General features: G+C 39.9%; 19 protein-coding genes, 2 tRNA genes and 3 pseudogenes. All 24 read left to right on the forward strand.

Annotated elements, in window-relative coordinates:
• Positions 1-228: 228 nt before the first annotated feature.
• Positions 229-564, forward strand: a pseudogene (locus ACQRCC_RS12860) (GyrI-like domain-containing protein); the annotation flags it as partial.
• A 375-nt stretch (positions 565-939) separates the two neighbouring features.
• Entirely contained in the window at positions 940-1,131 is a 192-nt protein-coding gene (locus ACQRCC_RS12865) for a (2Fe-2S)-binding protein (RefSeq protein ID WP_427851171.1), read from the forward strand.
• A 367-nt stretch (positions 1,132-1,498) separates the two neighbouring features.
• Positions 1,499-2,071, forward strand: coding sequence for an AAA family ATPase (locus ACQRCC_RS12870; RefSeq protein ID WP_427851172.1), 573 nt, complete (start codon positions 1,499-1,501; stop codon positions 2,069-2,071).
• Between the two features lie 376 nt (positions 2,072-2,447).
• Complete coding sequence (locus ACQRCC_RS12875; protein WP_427851173.1) at positions 2,448-2,840, forward strand: pyridoxamine 5'-phosphate oxidase family protein; 393 nt, start codon at positions 2,448-2,450, stop codon at positions 2,838-2,840.
• Positions 2,841-2,855: 15 nt separating this feature from the next.
• Positions 2,856-3,377: an 8-oxo-dGTP diphosphatase gene (locus ACQRCC_RS12880; protein ID WP_427851174.1), complete on the forward strand. Its 522-nt coding sequence runs from the start codon at positions 2,856-2,858 to the stop codon at positions 3,375-3,377.
• Positions 3,378-3,900: 523 nt separating this feature from the next.
• Positions 3,901-4,302 (forward strand): MmcQ/YjbR family DNA-binding protein, encoded by a 402-nt coding sequence (locus ACQRCC_RS12885; protein ID WP_427851175.1) that lies wholly within the window; start codon positions 3,901-3,903, stop codon positions 4,300-4,302.
• 32 nt (positions 4,303-4,334) lie between these two features.
• A pseudogene (locus ACQRCC_RS12890) lies at positions 4,335-4,825 on the forward strand (peptide deformylase).
• 43 nt (positions 4,826-4,868) lie between these two features.
• Positions 4,869-5,291 carry an N-acetyltransferase gene (locus tag ACQRCC_RS12895; protein ID WP_427851176.1) on the forward strand — a complete coding sequence of 141 codons (423 nt, stop codon included), beginning with the start codon at positions 4,869-4,871 and terminating at the stop codon, positions 5,289-5,291.
• Positions 5,292-5,304: 13 nt separating this feature from the next.
• Entirely contained in the window at positions 5,305-5,688 is a 384-nt protein-coding gene (locus tag ACQRCC_RS12900) for a hypothetical protein (RefSeq protein WP_427851177.1), read from the forward strand.
• Positions 5,689-5,710: 22 nt separating this feature from the next.
• Positions 5,711-5,866 (forward strand): DUF2200 family protein, encoded by a 156-nt coding sequence (locus tag ACQRCC_RS12905; RefSeq protein ID WP_427851178.1) that lies wholly within the window; start codon positions 5,711-5,713, stop codon positions 5,864-5,866.
• 387 nt (positions 5,867-6,253) lie between these two features.
• Positions 6,254-7,462, forward strand: coding sequence for an RtcB family protein (locus ACQRCC_RS12910; RefSeq protein WP_427851179.1), 1,209 nt, complete (start codon positions 6,254-6,256; stop codon positions 7,460-7,462).
• Positions 7,463-7,499: 37 nt separating this feature from the next.
• On the forward strand, positions 7,500-7,754 hold the full coding sequence (locus ACQRCC_RS12915; protein ID WP_427851180.1) for a helix-turn-helix domain-containing protein: 255 nt from the start codon (positions 7,500-7,502) through the stop codon (positions 7,752-7,754).
• A gap of 141 nt (positions 7,755-7,895) precedes the next feature.
• Positions 7,896-8,004, forward strand: a tRNA-OTHER gene (locus ACQRCC_RS12920).
• Positions 8,005-8,008: 4 nt separating this feature from the next.
• Positions 8,009-8,094, forward strand: a tRNA-Ser gene (locus tag ACQRCC_RS12925).
• Positions 8,095-8,417: 323 nt separating this feature from the next.
• On the forward strand, positions 8,418-8,804 hold the full coding sequence (locus tag ACQRCC_RS12930) for an AAA family ATPase (protein WP_427851181.1): 387 nt from the start codon (positions 8,418-8,420) through the stop codon (positions 8,802-8,804).
• 304 nt (positions 8,805-9,108) lie between these two features.
• Positions 9,109-10,404: an ATP-binding protein gene (locus tag ACQRCC_RS12935; protein WP_427851182.1), complete on the forward strand. Its 1,296-nt coding sequence runs from the start codon at positions 9,109-9,111 to the stop codon at positions 10,402-10,404.
• Between the two features lie 33 nt (positions 10,405-10,437).
• Positions 10,438-10,929 (forward strand): hypothetical protein, encoded by a 492-nt coding sequence (locus ACQRCC_RS12940; RefSeq protein WP_427851183.1) that lies wholly within the window; start codon positions 10,438-10,440, stop codon positions 10,927-10,929.
• Between the two features lie 648 nt (positions 10,930-11,577).
• Positions 11,578-12,894 carry a group II intron reverse transcriptase/maturase gene (gene ltrA, locus ACQRCC_RS12945; protein WP_427851184.1) on the forward strand — a complete coding sequence of 439 codons (1,317 nt, stop codon included), beginning with the start codon at positions 11,578-11,580 and terminating at the stop codon, positions 12,892-12,894.
• Positions 12,895-13,066: 172 nt separating this feature from the next.
• Positions 13,067-13,321: a hypothetical protein gene (locus tag ACQRCC_RS12950; protein ID WP_427851185.1), complete on the forward strand. Its 255-nt coding sequence runs from the start codon at positions 13,067-13,069 to the stop codon at positions 13,319-13,321.
• Between the two features lie 26 nt (positions 13,322-13,347).
• Positions 13,348-13,842 carry a hypothetical protein gene (locus tag ACQRCC_RS12955; RefSeq protein WP_427851186.1) on the forward strand — a complete coding sequence of 165 codons (495 nt, stop codon included), beginning with the start codon at positions 13,348-13,350 and terminating at the stop codon, positions 13,840-13,842.
• A gap of 105 nt (positions 13,843-13,947) precedes the next feature.
• On the forward strand, positions 13,948-14,292 hold the full coding sequence (locus ACQRCC_RS12960) for an HIRAN domain-containing protein (protein ID WP_427851187.1): 345 nt from the start codon (positions 13,948-13,950) through the stop codon (positions 14,290-14,292).
• Positions 14,293-14,377: 85 nt separating this feature from the next.
• Positions 14,378-14,524, forward strand: a complete 147-nt coding sequence (locus ACQRCC_RS12965; RefSeq protein WP_427851218.1) for a hypothetical protein — start codon at positions 14,378-14,380, stop codon at positions 14,522-14,524.
• An 89-nt stretch (positions 14,525-14,613) separates the two neighbouring features.
• Positions 14,614-14,865 (forward strand): hypothetical protein, encoded by a 252-nt coding sequence (locus ACQRCC_RS12970; protein ID WP_427851188.1) that lies wholly within the window; start codon positions 14,614-14,616, stop codon positions 14,863-14,865.
• Positions 14,866-15,170: 305 nt separating this feature from the next.
• Positions 15,171-16,483: pseudogene (locus tag ACQRCC_RS12975) on the forward strand (IS30 family transposase).
• Positions 16,484-16,765 lie beyond the last annotated feature (282 nt).

Genomic DNA, 16,765 nt, shown 5'->3' on the forward strand with positions numbered 1-16,765 from the left:
GATCAATATCCGGGAAGAAGCATTACGCCTGCTCTCTGCATAAAATATGTCTGTATCCAGACTGAATTTATGTCCATATCTGGACAAAATATAATTGTTACGCCCGTTTCCGGGCTAAAAATCGAACCGCCGGGCAGGCGGGGATAGCTTATTGATACTTGCCCCATTAGGGGCATTGAGTAAGAAGCCCCCACTTCAAACAAAGTTAAGTGGTGGGAGCACGTCACTTGGATATCAGTAATAAGACTTCCGGATTTTGTGACAAAGAAGGATTGTGATTGGGCAGTGGAGACGGCATCTGCGAAGAAGAAAATGGACTGTTCCAGAGCCGAATTCTTTACAGTTGATGAGGGTTTGTGTGTTCAGATTATGCATCACGGACCTTTTGATGATGAGCCCGCTACGGTTGCAATTATGGATAAATATCTGGAAGATCATGGATATCGTAATGACTTTAGCCATGGCAGACTTCACCATGAGATATATATGTCCGATGCAAGAAAGGTTGATCCTGAGAAATGGAGGACTGTAATCAGGCATCCAATATGTAAAAAGAAAGTGTAAAGAAAAATCAAAATAATAGAACTGAACTCTATACTGAGAATGGTATTGGGTTCTTAATTAAAAAAGGTTGAAGTATAATTTCAGTTTATCTGTTTCTTAAAATGAGAATAGTATGGAATAAATACAACATAATGACCCGTAACTTGCGGGGGATTTGGCATGCCATCGAAAGAATCTGATGATTTATTTAAAAATACAAATCTGAGGATAGTCATCACTGAGCGAAAGGAAGTAATGTTGATATGCAACAGGCTCAGGATGGTTTCTTCTCTGAATACATCTAAGAGCAATAAGCTTCTCCAATGGGATCCTTACGGCAGGGATACGAGATATGGAATTACTAAAAGTGTATGAGAAAAAGGGACGGTGAAATTAATGAAAAGAGAAAAGAAAGCCTGTACATGCAAAAATGTTACGTACGGAATGATTGAAGATGCAATTAAGCTTAAAGGTGCAAAATCCTACGACGAAGTGGAAAAGATGCTTCGATTTGGAACCGGATGTGGAAAATGTAAGGAATTTATTCAGTATTTAGTAAGAGATATTCTGGAGGACTTGCAGCGATGATGTGCGGGAACGAATTGAATTTATGATCCGGCGGTGGTAACCGTTTTTGCATTTCTCTGGACTTGGATCCAGGGGAATGCATTTTTTAGAAGGATGGATAGACTGGACTACGAACTGAGTACCTTATGTATCGATTATAAGCCCGAACGGATTTCGGCATTATCTGCTTTGTGTTACCGCTATGATTATGGAGAAGGTTTCATTTGTAGATGCTTTTGATCAACAGGTTGAAGGTGAATTCCTTGAGACCATCAGAAAAAAGCAGAGAATTGCAGCATGGATATGATTGTCGATGAGATGCTGGCTATTTTGAATGATCGTGATGCATATGTTTCAGAAACAGATAGAGAAGAACAGGAGAATTGATTTGGACGATTTATTTATCAGAGGTTTTGATATTCGATGGAATGAGGAATTACTGGATTCCTATGTGTATAAGATTCCGGCAATTGCGAATATTGACCATTTTGAATTTAGGAGTAATATTACATTTTTTGTTGGAGAGAATGGATCCGGTAAATCCACATTGCTGGAGGCATTTGCTGTAGCATCTGCTTTGATGACAAAGTACAACGATGATGGCAAAATGCAGGATTTGCATGCCAGATCTCATGGGGAAAGCTTTCTGGATTTTATTCAGAGAGCAGATCAGCCGGGACTCTATATCATGGATGAGCCGGAGGCTGCTCTTTCGCCGCAAAGGCAGCTTACATTATTGATTCACTTGGTGAAGATGGCCCAGAAAGGCGCGCAGTTTGTGATTGTGACACATTCACCTATCCTTCTGGCCATTCCGGATGCAGATATCTTTTCCTTTGATGAAGGAAGTCTTCAGCAGATCAGGTATGAGGATACGGAAAGCTATCAGATTACAAAGATGTTCCTGGATAACAGGGAATATATGTTGAAGAGATTGCTTGCTGAGGATGATGAGGAGTGAGTCGATTATACTACGTGTAGAATGACAACCGTAATAGAAGTTGATAAGATTAAAGTATTGTAATTATTGTGAAATACTGTACGGGTCCGGGAGGAATCCTTTTCCTTGTGGGACTAAAATTACTGAAGGGATTCTAATGGAAGGAAGGATGTTACATATAGTAAACGATAATGTGGTGTAGACAAGTGTATAATGCAATTGGAGAAATATAACAGAAACAATCAATGATGTTAGAAAAGGATTCAAAACAAATCAAACAAATCAGAAGCGTGTATCGGGTAATCTTTTGATATACAAGACAGGTTATGAGGTGTAGAATGAGGGTACAGGGTTGTTTCCTGTTGTTGCAATAACCATAAAAACGGAGGGTGATAAAATGGAACGAGTAGAAAAATTTCTGAAAGATGCGAACGTATATTATCTTGCTACCATGGAAGGTGACCAGCCACGTGTCAGACCTTTTGGAACGGCCCATATTTTCGAGGGGAAGTTGTATATCCAGACCGGAAAAGTAAAAGAAGTGTATAAACAGCTCAAAGAGAATTCGAAAGCAGAGATCTGTGCCTGTATCAAAGATCAATGGCTGCGTGTCTCCGGCGAATTAATTGAGGATGACAGAAGGGAAGCACGTCAGTCCATGCTGGATGATTACCCATCTCTTCAATCCATGTATTCTGCGGATGATGGCAATACAGCAGTATTCTATTTTCAGAATGCAACTGCAGTATTCAGTAGCTTTCAGGCGGAGCCGGAAGTAATTAAGTTTTAGCAAAATGGAGAAGTTGTGAAACATTATAAGAAAAAGAGGGCTGATATCAACAAACGTGTGAGACGATTCCTTAACCAGCATGAAGAGCAGAAAACGGAAACGGTCTGCTTTATGAATCTATGTATGGTTGAGGATGGAAAAGGGAATGTACTTGCACTGGATAAAGTAAATGACAGTTATACCGGAACGACGTTCCCCGGTGGACATGTCGAAAAAGGAGAGATCTTTACAGATGCTGTTATCCGTGAAGTATACGAGGAGACTGGACTTACGATTGAGAACCCTCTGTTCTGTGGCGTATATCATTGGAATAAATCGGGTATTCATCATGTAATATTCCTGTATAAGGCAGATCAGTATTCAGGAATATTACATAGCTCTGAGGAAGGAAGTGTTTACTGGATTCCGTTGGATGAGCTTAAAGAAAAGGAACTTGCGACTGGGATGGAATATGTTCTGAAGATGATGGAGTCTGCACAGATCAATGAGTGCTATATGCATCTTGAAGACGGAAAATATGTAGGAACTTTATATTAAATTATGTCGTTTGCCGGCAGTGAAATACATGCCGGTTTTTTCGCGCCCGGAAGGAAATATATGAGGATAATTAAAATATGATGTTGATTGTGTTTCTGATTGTTTTCGTGATATGTGTGGAAAAAATACATGTAAGAGAGGCGTTGTTAAAGGAAAAGTCATCTGGTAAAATAATCTTACATTGTGCGTGCTGTAAAACTACAATTGGAAGTGTGAACCGGAATGGTATGTAGTACGAGTAATATTAAGCAGTAGGCGTATATTTGATAGAGATGTCGACTGTTATGCGACTATAATGAGCTAGGGACGGATGATATTAAGATGGATGAAGAAATGAAATCCATCTTTGATAAAATAACAGGTTTCCGGAAAAAGAGAAAGGAACAGAAAAAGCAGGAAGCGCCTGCTGACTATGAGATAGATATGTGGACATGCTGTAGATTTTGTTTACAACTGCTAGTACAATATATAGATGGATCACCATAAAGGAAATAATAAATAATGATAAAAAAGAGAGGAAACGATGAGGACAAGGCAGGAGGCAATACAATATTGCCATTCATTTCAAGATGTATATGAAGATTATCCTTTTCATGATGATAATTGGTGTGTTATGCGTCATAAGAAAAATAAAAAGACCTTTGCTCTTATTTATGACAAAGACGGATATGTATGGATAAATGTAAAATGTGATCCGGAATGGAGAGAATTCTGGAGAAATGCTTTTGAATCTGTTGTCCCGGCTTATCACATGAACAAGACACACTGGAATTCTATTATCCTGGATGGTTCTGTTCCGGATAAAGATATTCGGCGGATGATTGGGGAAAGTTATGATCTGACGAAAGGAAAGAAAAAACATCATTTGAAAGGTCCGGCGAAGAGGACGGAGGAAGATAATCACCATATGGTTCGGAGGGATTGAAAAAGAGATAATATGACATGGAGGAATGATAGATGGTAAAACCGATAATGAAAGATGTATTCTTTCTGGGACAAAAATCAGAACCTGCCACAAAGGCAGATCTGCAGGTGGGAAAGGATTTACAGGACACCTTACAGGCAAATCGTGCCGGTTGCGTGGGCATGGCTGCAAATATCCGCGAAGGCAAAGTGAGAATGCGTCATGCTAGCATGTAAGCATGCGAGCGCGCCCGCGACTGAGTGCGTAGCACGAAGTGATCGGTGTGAAAAAGAGAGTGATCATTGTAAATATGGGATTCGTAGATGTTGTGATGTTTAATCCGGTTCTGTTGAGCAAGGATACTCCGTATGAAACAGAAGAAGGATGCTTGTCTCTTTCTGGTGTGCGGAAAACAACACGATATGAGAATATCGAAGTAGAATATTATGATATGAACTGGAAAAAGCATCGACAGAAACTTAGCGGCTGGACAGCACAGATTTGTCAGCATGAATTGGATCATCTGGAAGGCATTTTAATTTAAAGAAATGGGTTGTAAAAAAGTTTAGTAATTATGGTACAAGAAAATGATTCGAAGATTTGAAACAAGAGATCTGGACGAGGTAATGGCCTTATGGCTTCATGCAAATATAGAGAGCCATTCTTTTATAGAAGCAGATTATTGGAAAAAGAATTATGATATGGTCAGAAAACTGATTCCTGAAGCAGAAGTATTTGTGGCAGAAGAAAATGAGGAACTTCAGGGATTTATCGGTTTGACAGATACTTATATAGCTGGGATATTTGTAAAGACGACGGAACAATCAAAAGGGGTCGGAACAGAACTGCTTCGCACCGTTATGAAGCTTAAGGATCATTTGAAGCTGAATGTGTATAAGAAAAATATGAGAGCGGTAGTGTTCTATCAGCATCGTGGATTCAAAATTGTAAATCAGGAAATAGATGAAAATACATCAGAAGAAGAATATACGATGGAATGGCATCGTTAGGCGGGAGGTAAAAATGAAGACAGTAATTGTTTATGCGTCTGTACATCATGGAAATACAAAGAAACTGGTGGAGAATTGTCTTGTGGTGCTACGAAACCGGAAACCATGCATGAGGAGGAATATCATGAAGCAGATAGAAGAAATCATTCGAAATACAACCGAAGAAGAACAGGAAAAGGTGGACTGGACTAAGGCCTGGAGTACAAAGTATCCTGTGCTTGCCACTTATCAGAAGGAAGTGGATATTCCGAAGTATGCTGCTGAGATCCGTCGCATGTTCACGGAACTGCAGGAAGATTACAATTATTCAGAACAGGATGCCATGCTGGTTCTGAAGGATATCCTGGCTCATGAGTACATGGATAACCGACCGAAGAAAAACAAAAAACACAAGTAATGGAGACAAAGAATCATGGAGAATGAAAAGGTGTGAGATTACCTATGGCGATTTCTTCCGACAGGCACCGGCAATGAATCCAAACCGGGAGAAGATTACCGGCGTTGTATGTGGTGTTCGAGTCGAAAATATTGAGAGAATAGAAATCTTATACCACAAGTATAATTTACAATCGTGAAAAAAGGTGTTATCCTATGTTACAGAAAGATTAAAAGCGGTTCTGAGAGAAGAACCCGGAAAGGAAAAAGATATGTTCACAATAATCAGTAAGTTTTATCTTAATAGCGAACTTAAACATGAAGCACTGCATGCATACGAGCAGGGCTATGATGCTGTGCGCTTGGACCAGATGAAGCATTATTGTGATTTGTGTAGAAAACGCAGGGAGTAATGGAAGAGTAATAAAAGAAGACTCCGCGCAAAATAGATACATAGATTTTAGGATCGCTTATCTGGTAAAGGTGGGCGATCTTTTTTGGTTCCGTTATCTCAGTTGGAGCACCTCAGGCAACCCTTGCGGAACACTGAGTCCAATGTAAATACAGTGAAAGAAGGAAATAGTCAAATGTTAGAAATAAAAGGAAAGGTAAACACAGCCATCTGCTATGCGAAAGTTATAGAAGATGAAGCAATCAATCAGATTCGCAGAATGTGTGATTACGATATGACTGTTGGTTCAAAGATACGTATTATGCCGGATGTTCATGCCGGTAAAGGATGTACTATTGGAACAACAATGACAATCGTGGATAAAGCAGTACCAAATGTGGTTGGTGTAGATATTGGCTGTGGTATGTATACGGTTAATCTTGGAAAAGTGCAGATTGATTTTGAAAAGCTTGATGAAGCATGTCATTTCATTCCATCCGGAATGAATGTCTGGGAGGGGCGTCAGGAAAGATTTGATCTGACAGAACTTAGATGCTACAGAAACCTCAAAGATACAAGAAGGCTGGAAAGATCTCTGGGTACCTTGGGTGGTGGCAATCATTTCATTGAAGTTGACGAGGCTGAAGACGGAACCAAGTATCTGATCATTCATTCAGGTAGCAGAAACCTTGGAAAGCAGGTAGCTGAGCTTTATCAGAAACTGGCTGTAGATCGTGATCGTGGTTATGGTGAGTATTTTGAAAAGAGAGATGAGATCATCAGAACGTATAAAGAACAAGGCAGAAGAAAAGAAATTCAGGATGCCCTGAAAGAACTTCATTTCCAAGTTTATGAAAGTCAGCCTTCCATGCCGGATGACCTTTGTTTTTTGTCAGGAAAGTATCTTGAGGATTATCTTCATGATGTTGTGATTTGTCAGAGTTTTGCTCGCAGAAGCAGAGAGAAGATGGCAGAAATCATTCTTGAAAGAACCGGAATGACAGGAGCAGATGGATTTCACACGATTCATAACTATATTGATACGGATGAAATGATCCTGAGAAAAGGTGCAATTGCAGCACATAAGGGTGAAAAAGTTCTGATTCCAATCAATATGAGAGATGGAAGTGTTCTTGCGGTAGGAAAAGGAAATCCCGAATGGAATTATTCTGCACCTCATGGAGCAGGAAGAATTATGTCCAGAACCAAAGCAAAAAATGAACTTAGTCTGGATCAGTACAAAGAAGAAATGGTAGGAGTGTACACAACTTCTGTTAATGAAAATACATTGGACGAAGCACCAATGGCTTACAAATCACTGGAGGATATTATTGATGTGATCCGTGAATCTGTTGATGTCATTGATGTTATGAAACCTATATATAATTATAAGGCATCCGACTAGCTTTGCGCCGGTCGGAAGGCCGGAAAGTGAGGATATTATGTTTATGATGCCAACCATTGATATGGTTGCGACTGGAAAGAATATTGAGAGATTGAGAAAGGCAGCAGGTTTGTCTGTGAGAGATTTACAGGATGTCTTTGGTTTTGCAACTCCGCAGGCAATTTACAAGTGGCAGCACGGAACTGCAATGCCAACGATTGATAATCTGGTAGTTTTGGCTGCGCTCTTACAAGTAAAGATTGATGATATTCTGGTGGTTGATGCAACCATTCAGGTACAGATTAGTGCATGAAGAAAAAATAAAGCGGATTCACTGCGGTGAGTTCGCATCTGGTCCCCTGGTCTAAAGGTTAGGACACAAGTCTCGACTGCCGTCTCGGTCGGTGCGAAAGATGTGGTCCACTGGACCACCGCGCCCCGGTAGTCACCCCATGGGTAGGTAAGCCTAGTGGCGAAGGCAGCGGACGCGACGCAAAGCTAGTCCCTTTAGGGATAAATCCGTTACATCAGAAACACCGAAGGTTCGAGTCCTTCCTTGCCCACTTTGTCAGCGTGTCCGAGTTGGTTTAAGGTGCTTCCCCGCTAAGGAAGTGTACGGTAACGTACCGATGGTTCGAATCCATCCGCTAACGTTTGGAAGTACGGACTTTTGCACATCAGTTTATGAGATAAATATGATAGAGTTATGATAGAAACAGGAGAGTTCGTATTTGTGAGGTATTTCTATGGCAAAGGTATTTAGAATATTAATTTTGTAACTAAGGGTATAATAAGCGATAAGTCCCACAGTCTGGCAGAAGAAGGGAAGTAAATGAGGATGAAAAGTCTTTACATTCGACCTTATATTTTGACTTAAAAAAGATGATGGCGATTTATAATCTAAATATATAGTATAAAACGCCAAATAAGCTATTTTAAGATATTGTGTGGCGATTTATGACAAGGTGGTGCTTCTATGAAGATTATTGGAAGAAAAAGAGAAAAGGACAGTCTTATGCAGTGCCTGCTGTCAAAGAGACCGGAATTTGTTGTCGTATACGGAAGAAGAAGGGTGGGAAAGACTTACCTGATTCGCGAATACTTTAATCAGCAGTTTTCGTTTTATACGACTGGTCTGTCAGATGAAAAGACGAAGGGACAGCTGCGTGCTTTTCAGGCAAGCCTGAATGCATATGGATATGAAGAAAAAAGTGCACCTGCAGATTGGTTTGAGGCTTTTGCGCGTCTTAAGGAATTGCTTCAAAGCGATAAGGTATATCGTGAACCGATTAATAATAAAAGAGTCATATTTCTTGATGAACTTCCGTGGATGGATACGGCTCGCTCGGATTTTAAATTTTAAAAATAGAGTCTGGTATATGATGCCACGAAATAGCAAAGCAGCGGAGCCGGTGACGACATTGCTTTGCATAAAACCATGCTCTGGGCTAATTTTTAAATACTCTAATCTGGTAATACCACGCACTCAAATTTACGATTTTAAAACCGGCATCTTGCATATACTATGTTATAGAGAAGAAAAATGTTACAAGTTGCAAAAATCTATTCTAAGAGATACTTGAAGTATTGATTTTAGACTGATCTCAAATATAATGGAATAGAAAAGTGTAACAAGTCGCACAAATCTTTTGCAAGGAGGTTTGACGATGGAAATTCGCAGAGATTTTTATTTGAATAAACTGATAAAAAGGAAAAACAACGGGTTAATCAAGGTAATTACCGGCATCCACAGATGTGGCAAGTCCTACTTACTGAATACCATTTTTTATCACCACCTGCTGGAAAAAGGAGTAGATACTGACCATATCATCCGTTTCGCATTTGATTCCGCAGATGACCTTTATCTGATTGGGGAAAGCCTGATTCAGATTGAAAAGGAAAAGCGTGGGGTTGATCCGGAAAAATTCATGGCTTATATCCGTTCCAAGGTCATTGATGAAGGAATGTACTATCTGCTTCTTGATGAAATTCAGATGCTGGATTGCTTTGAAGCTGTTCTGAATGGTTACCTGCGTAAAGAAAATATGGATGTATTTGTGACCGGAAGCAATGCAAAACTACCGTCCAAAGATATTGCAACAGAGTTCGCCGGTCGTGGTGACGAGGTTCATATGTATCCTTTGAGCTTTGCGGAATTTATGTCCGTATATCAAGGCGACAAATACATGGGACTATCCGAGTATATGCTCTACGGCGGCATTCCTCTGGTTGTTCTTCGTGACGGTGCCGATGAAAAAGCTGTAGCATTACAGAACCTGTTCAATGAGATTTATATTCGGGATATTACCAGGCGAAACCGTGTGAAGAACATTGGAGAACTGGAAGATCTTCTGAACATTCTCTCCTCTGCTATTGGTTCCCTGACGAATCCCGAAAAGTTAAAGAATACATTCAAAACTGTGAAAAAATCCAGAATTACTTCTGCTACGATAAAAAAATATCTGGATTATTTCGAGGATTCTTTCCTGATTGAATCAGCCCAAAGATATGACATCAAAGGAAAGGCATATATTGAAACTCCAAGAAAATATTACTTTTCTGATCTGGGACTTCGTAATGCCAGAATTAACTTCCGTCAGTTTGAACAGCCCCACTCCATGGAGAATGTCATTTACAACGAACTTCGTATGCGTGGTTACCGTGTAGATGTAGGTGTGATACCAATCGCAGAGAGAAATCAGGATGGCAAGGTAATCCGCAAGCAACTGGAAGTTGATTTTGTTTGCAATCTTGGTTCCGCAAGGTATTATATCCAGTCGGCTTATTCATTGCCTGATGAAGAAAAACGGATTCAGGAAATCAGACCTTTCAGAAAGATTGACGATTCTTTTAAGAAAATCGTCATTACTAAGGATATTGTTAAGCCGCACTACGATGAATATGGTATCCTGACCGTAAACATCTATGACTTTCTGCTCGATCCAGAGTGCCTTGAAAAATAACAGAATTGATATCATCACAGAAAGGATATTTTTATGGGATTTCGAGATGAACTTCTTAATAATTCAAAAAGTGCTATTGAAGTAGATGAAGAGTTGCGTAAGAGAATGGATACAGAAGCTTATCTTCAATATTGCAATATAAAAGAATATATGCTTTCCAAGGCAAAACAAGGGGAGTTTTCAGTTGTTGGTGACAAGAAACGTATTATATTATACCATGAACTACATTATGATCTTGCAAGGCTGGTAAAAGAAGATGATGTTCCTATACAGCAACCAACAGGATTCCTGAATCTTAAAACGAGAACTATTATGAAGAAAAGGATTATAGTTGATGAATCAAGAAAAAGAGAGTATGAGCTTTTCGTAGATAGTATCAGACAATTGGGAATGAAGGATGGCATGGAGATAATTCCTGTTATATATAGCCAGAAGGAAAATATTGAGTATTCGATTCCTACGCCTGTCATTGGAATATATATAACGGGATATAAATTCTGTTTGAAATGTGTCATGGTATATTGAAACGCAGATACTAAAAAGGTATTTATAATCTGTACTTATGGTGGAAATGCAGGGAGTAATAGAAGTAAGAAAACTCCGCGTAAAATAATACATAGGTGCGAGCTGTGAAATCAGCATAGCTGATTTCCCCTGGTGAGCGGAAGTAATTCTGCAAACTTTGGTAAGCTGATAATCATACAGTAGGAAAATCCTATCAGGTAAGGTCTAGCCAGCCGCCTGTACCGAGTCCTTGAAACCGAAATGGTAACATTAGGTTTAAGCGTAGGACAGGGAACAACAGAGCCGAAACGAAAGTGAAGTGATTGAGCTGGGAAATTATTTTAAGGTTGGAAATGGTCGATGTGTTCTATGTCACAGCAGACAACACTGTTATGACCGATATGGCGAGGTTATGACGGCATCTCCCAGTCTGAGAACTCGGCGAGGTTGATGAGAAGTATGTTATCGGAACAGCTGAGACCCTGTCATTTCCTTGAAAGAGGTATGGAAACCAAAACAAAGGAATGCGTTAGGAATCCAAATGAATGACAGGGAGTCCGACACAGCCATAGTATCGAAGAAGTCTGTGAAAGCAGATGGAGAAAAGGGCTGTGCACTTTATAGCTTCAAGTGATAAGAAACTATGCAGACGAAAGAGAGCTGATGAACATGGTGAACGAGTTACTTGGAATACAGTACAATATCGCAAAAGCAAACAGAACTGACAGAAAGGTTCAAAATCTTGCGTCATATATCAATGAAGATACCTTAAGAGCAATCCATAAAACGATGGATAAAAGAAAAGCGTATGGAATTGATAAAGTGACAAAAGAAGATTATGAACAGAATCTTGAGGAAAATCTTGCGAATCTTGTAAAACGGATGAAAAGTGGAAGTTACCGCCCAAATCCAACAAGGAGAGTCTATATTCCGAAAGAAACAAAAGGCAAAATGAGACCATTGGGAATCTCCTGCTATGAGGATAAACTGGTGGAAAATGCGATTGCACAGATACTGGAGCAAATTTACGAACCGAAGTTTTATAATGAGAGCTTTGGCTTCCGTCCAAACAGGAACTGCCATCAGGCAGTGAGGGAAATCATAGAGATGGTGCAGTATCGGAAGACAAACTATGTGGTGGAAGCAGATATCAGAGGATTCTTTGATAATGTAGACCATGGATGGCTGATGAAGATGTTGTCACATGACATAGCTGACAGAAGATTTCTTGAGATAATCGAGAAATTTCTGAAAGCGGGAATCATGGAAGACGGAAAATTTCTTGACAACGAACGGGGAACCCCACAGGGAAATGGAGCCAGTCCAATACTTGCAAATATTTATCTGCATTATGTACTGGATAACTGGTTTGATGTAATCGTAAAGAGACAATGTAAAGGCGAATGTTATCTGATTCGTTATTGTGATGATTTTGTCTGTTGTTTTCAGAATCAATATGAAGCACAGGTATTCAAGCAGAGACTGGAAGAACGCTTTGGGAAATATGGACTGGAACTGGCGGAGGAAAAGACGAAGATACTGGAATTTGGGAGGTTTGCCAGGCAAAACCGAAAAGCAAGAGGAGAAAGAAAACCAGATACATTTGACTTCCTTGGTTTCACGTTTTATTGCGGAATGGACGGAAAGAAGCAGTTTTTCCGTTGTAGGGTAAAGATCAGTAAGAAGAAATTCCGTAGCAAAATCAAGGCAATGAAAGAATGGATAAAGGAACACAGAGCAATGCCACTAGAGCAGATATTCAAAACAGTCAATGCGAAACTGCGAGGGCACTACCAGTATTATGGAGTGACCGACAATACAATGGAAGTGAAGAACTTTCTGATTCAGACAAAATGGTTACTGTTCAAGTGGCTCAATCGGAGAAGTCAGAGAAGATGTTATACGATGGATACTTTCTTTAATGGTCTACTCAGGACTTTTCCATTACTTGAACCAAGAATCAAAGTGAGTTTGTTTTACAGATAGAGTGTGAAATATAGAGTGAAAAGTCGTATGCGTTAATCGCGCACGTACGGTTTTGAGTAGGGGTATGGGGAGTAATCCCCATATCTACTAGAGATTTTCAGGATCGCTTATCTGGTGAAGGTAGGCGATCTTTTTTGTTCCGTTAGCTCAGTCGGTACACCGCAGGCGTCCCTTGCGGAACATTGAGTCCATTGTAAAAGAAACGAAAGAAGGAATCATCTCATTAGAGGAAATTGAAAAACTGGGCAAGATTTACAGTTTAGGAAAGGCTCCTCTGTCAATTGCGCTTGGCTTTGGAGAAGTAAAAATAACTCGTTACCTTGCAGAAGCCAGTTCTTCTTCCAGTTCCATCTGTAGTTTTTCTGCAGACGGAAGATTGTGGATGCCAAACTTCTCTTTGGAATCGGAGTGTGGTATCATAAGGTAAAGAATCGGAAAGATGGAGTGAGTCACATGTCAATTATTGGAGGTTCAGATGGACCGACAGCTGTATTTATAGCAGGAAAGATGGGAATGGATTGGCTGAATGTATTTGGTCTGATTCTTGTAATCCTGCTGCGTATTCCGAATATAGCTTATGCAGTCAGGGTTAAAGATCAGAAGAACCTTTGCACGAATAAATTTATGAATATTCTGGAGCAGATCGGAAGATACGCTTGTATGTTTCTTATGGTATTCAATATCGGGATTGACGAATTTGGATTTGGATCTGTGGGAGCGTTTTTGATTTATATCATAGGAAATGTATTGCTGATGTTGTCCTATTGGGTTATCTGGATACTGTATTTTTATAAACAAAGTTTTGGCAAGCAGATTACTCTTGCGATATTGCCAACCTGTCTGTTTTTGCTGAGTGGAATAACGATGAGGCATTATCTGCTCATATTATTTGGTCTTGTATTTGGTGTGGGACATGTCTATGTAACCTACAAGAATCGGATAGAATAGATTTGGGCACAAAACCCGCTCGGAGACCGGTTGGTTGTCAGGATTTTTGCATAGCCATTTGGCGTAAACTGGTAACATAAGAAAAGGAATCAAGGAGGACGGGCAATGAGTAAGATTTATTTCACACTGACAGGAACCAAGTACTATCACGGCAATGAATTCATGAAGCCGGGAATGAAACTGAAACTCAAGAAGGAACCAGATAACAAGTTCGATAAAGAGGCCATTGTTGTAAAGAAGGAAGGACTTGGCGAAATCGGATATGTGGCAAATAGTGCACACACTGTAATCGGAGAAAGCATGAGCGCCGGACGCATCTATGATAAGATCGGTGACACTGCAAAGGCAAAGGTTGTTCTGGTGATACCTCATGGAACAATCTGCAGTCTCAGCAAGAAGAGTCTGATTGAAAACAAACATAAGAAGATGGAGGAAGCAATCGATGAATAAAGTAATCCTGATGGAACGCTTGACCTGAGATCCGGAAGTAAGATACGGCACCGGAGAAAATGCAATTGCAGTTACAAGATATACCATCGCAGTTGAACGCAGATTCAAAAGAGACGGTGAGCAGAGTGCAGATTTTATCGGCTGTGTTACCTTCGGGCGCAATGCAGAATTTGCAGAGAAGCATCTGCGTCAGGTAATGGCGGTCAGGGTCATTATAGCAGATCATCAGTAGCACCTTCGGATGAAGAGGGATTTATGAACATTCCGGATGGCATCGATGATGAATTGCCATTTTCATAAAGAGATTTGGGAGGATAAATTATGTTTGGATTTGATAAGATGTTTGATTTTAACTGTGATGGACGCTTGGATATATTCGAGAGAGCTGCTCAGTTTCGGTTTATGGATGAAATGATGAAGAGTGGAGAATCAGATTCATTCGATGATGATGACGAGCAAGATATCTTTGCTGAGGCAGGGCTTGATTACGATGAGTTAGAGTTTATGGATCCGGAAGAAAGAAGAGAAGTATTGGAAAAAGCAGGACTGGATCCGGATGAATTTGATTTTTAGAAAAGAATATTAGCAATGTAAATAGCTGAGGCTGGCAAAATGGTCTCGGCTATTATGTTTTTCGTGTAGTGGATAAAACTGAACAGGTGTTTATTGTTCATTGCGGGGTGCGAGTGCGTTATTGATGGGGTGAAGATAAAACTTAAATGAAAAACTAAATTCCGGTTTTGGACCAAATGCAAGAGTAAATTCCATATAGGTCGAAGTTACTTTTGCACACATATTTGCCATATTGTCTTTGATAATCATTACTCCGTATAATGTACTTGCAGCTGATTGCCTGCCTGTGCAGATTGGAGATAATTATGAAGAATAAAGGCAATCAGAAACATTTAACATTTGAACAGCGTGTTGATATCGAGAAAGGTCTTACTGAGAATAGAAGCTTCGCTGAAATTGGACGAATTATTGGTAAAAATCCATCTACATATCAAAGGAAGTACGTCTCCACGCACATACAAAAGAACGTCCGGATTCAGGTTACACTCATCCGCCATGTATTCATCGCAAGAACTGTAAGATGACATGCTTGTGTGATAAGATGTGTGGCATTCATTGTAAGCTTTGCAGAAAACCATCCTTTCGCTGCACTGATATATGTCCCGCATATGAGACAGCTGAATGTGAGAAACTGAATAAACCACCCTACGTATGTAATGGCTGTGGTAAAAAGACCCATTGTCTTATGCCCAGAAAGTTTTATTCATCCAAGTATGCCCATGATGAGTACCGTAGCGTGCTGGTCGATTGCAGAGCCGGCATTAACCAGACTCCGGAAAGCATTCAATCCATGAATGATTTATTGGTTCCATTGATCAAGGAGAAACATCAGTCCATCGGTCATATTTATGCTACTCATGCAGAAGAATTGGGTTGCTCCAGAAGAACACTTTACTCCTACATCAATGATTGTGTATTCGATGTCCGCAATGGTGACTTAAGGCGTTCTGTACGTTATAAGAAACGCAAGAAACCTACACAGACCAGTGCAAAAGATCGTTCTTATCGTCAAGGTCATAACTACGAAGATTTCCAGAATTATATGAAAGATCATCCAGATATAAATGTTGTGGAAATGGACTGCGTGGAAGGAAAGAAAGGCGAAAGCCGCGCCCTCTTGACCTTTACATTCCGCAACTGCAATCTTATGCTTATGTTCCTATTGGAATATCAAGACCAGGAATGCGTGTTAGAGGTCTTTGTATGGCTTGAAACAGTGTTGGGGCAGGATGCATTCAAAAAGCTTTTTCCGGTGATTCTCACGGATGGAGGTTCAGAATTCTCAGCTCGTGAAGAGATGGAGGAATTCTGTGACGGAAGTAAAAGCACGACTGTCTTTTACTGTGATCCATATATCTTTTGGCAAAAAGGTGCCTGCGAAAAGAACCACGAGTATATCCGCTACATCCGTCCGAAAGGGAGCTCATTCGCTGATTCAAATGACGAGAAAGTTAGACTTATGATGAATCACATAAACAACGAAAAAAGAGACAGTCTTAATGGACATAGCCCATATGAACTCTCTCTTTTACTCTTGGACAACAAACTGCACAAAGCATTAGGATTAAAAGCAATCGCACCTGATGATGTTATGCTTAGTCCAAAACTTATAAAATAAAATAGTAAAGCACAGGCAGATTTCACTGCACCAGAATTTAGTCTTGCATATAAGGCATGTGGAATTTAGTCTCGCACACTATTTTCAGATGCCCGGTTAGTATGCATAAAAACATAAATCATGGGTGCTTACAAGTTTATTATAAGGCAAAAAAATAGAATTGTTAAGGTGCATTACAGAATTTAATCCCGCATATTTACTGAGATAATCCACAGCTGGAATTTAGTTTTTCATTTAAGTAAATGTTTGATAATAATAGAAAACTGTAGAAAATAACAAGAT

It is taken from the genome of Sporofaciens sp. SGI.106, assembly GCF_050314255.1.
GTDB lineage: Bacteria > Bacillota > Clostridia > Lachnospirales > Lachnospiraceae > Claveliimonas.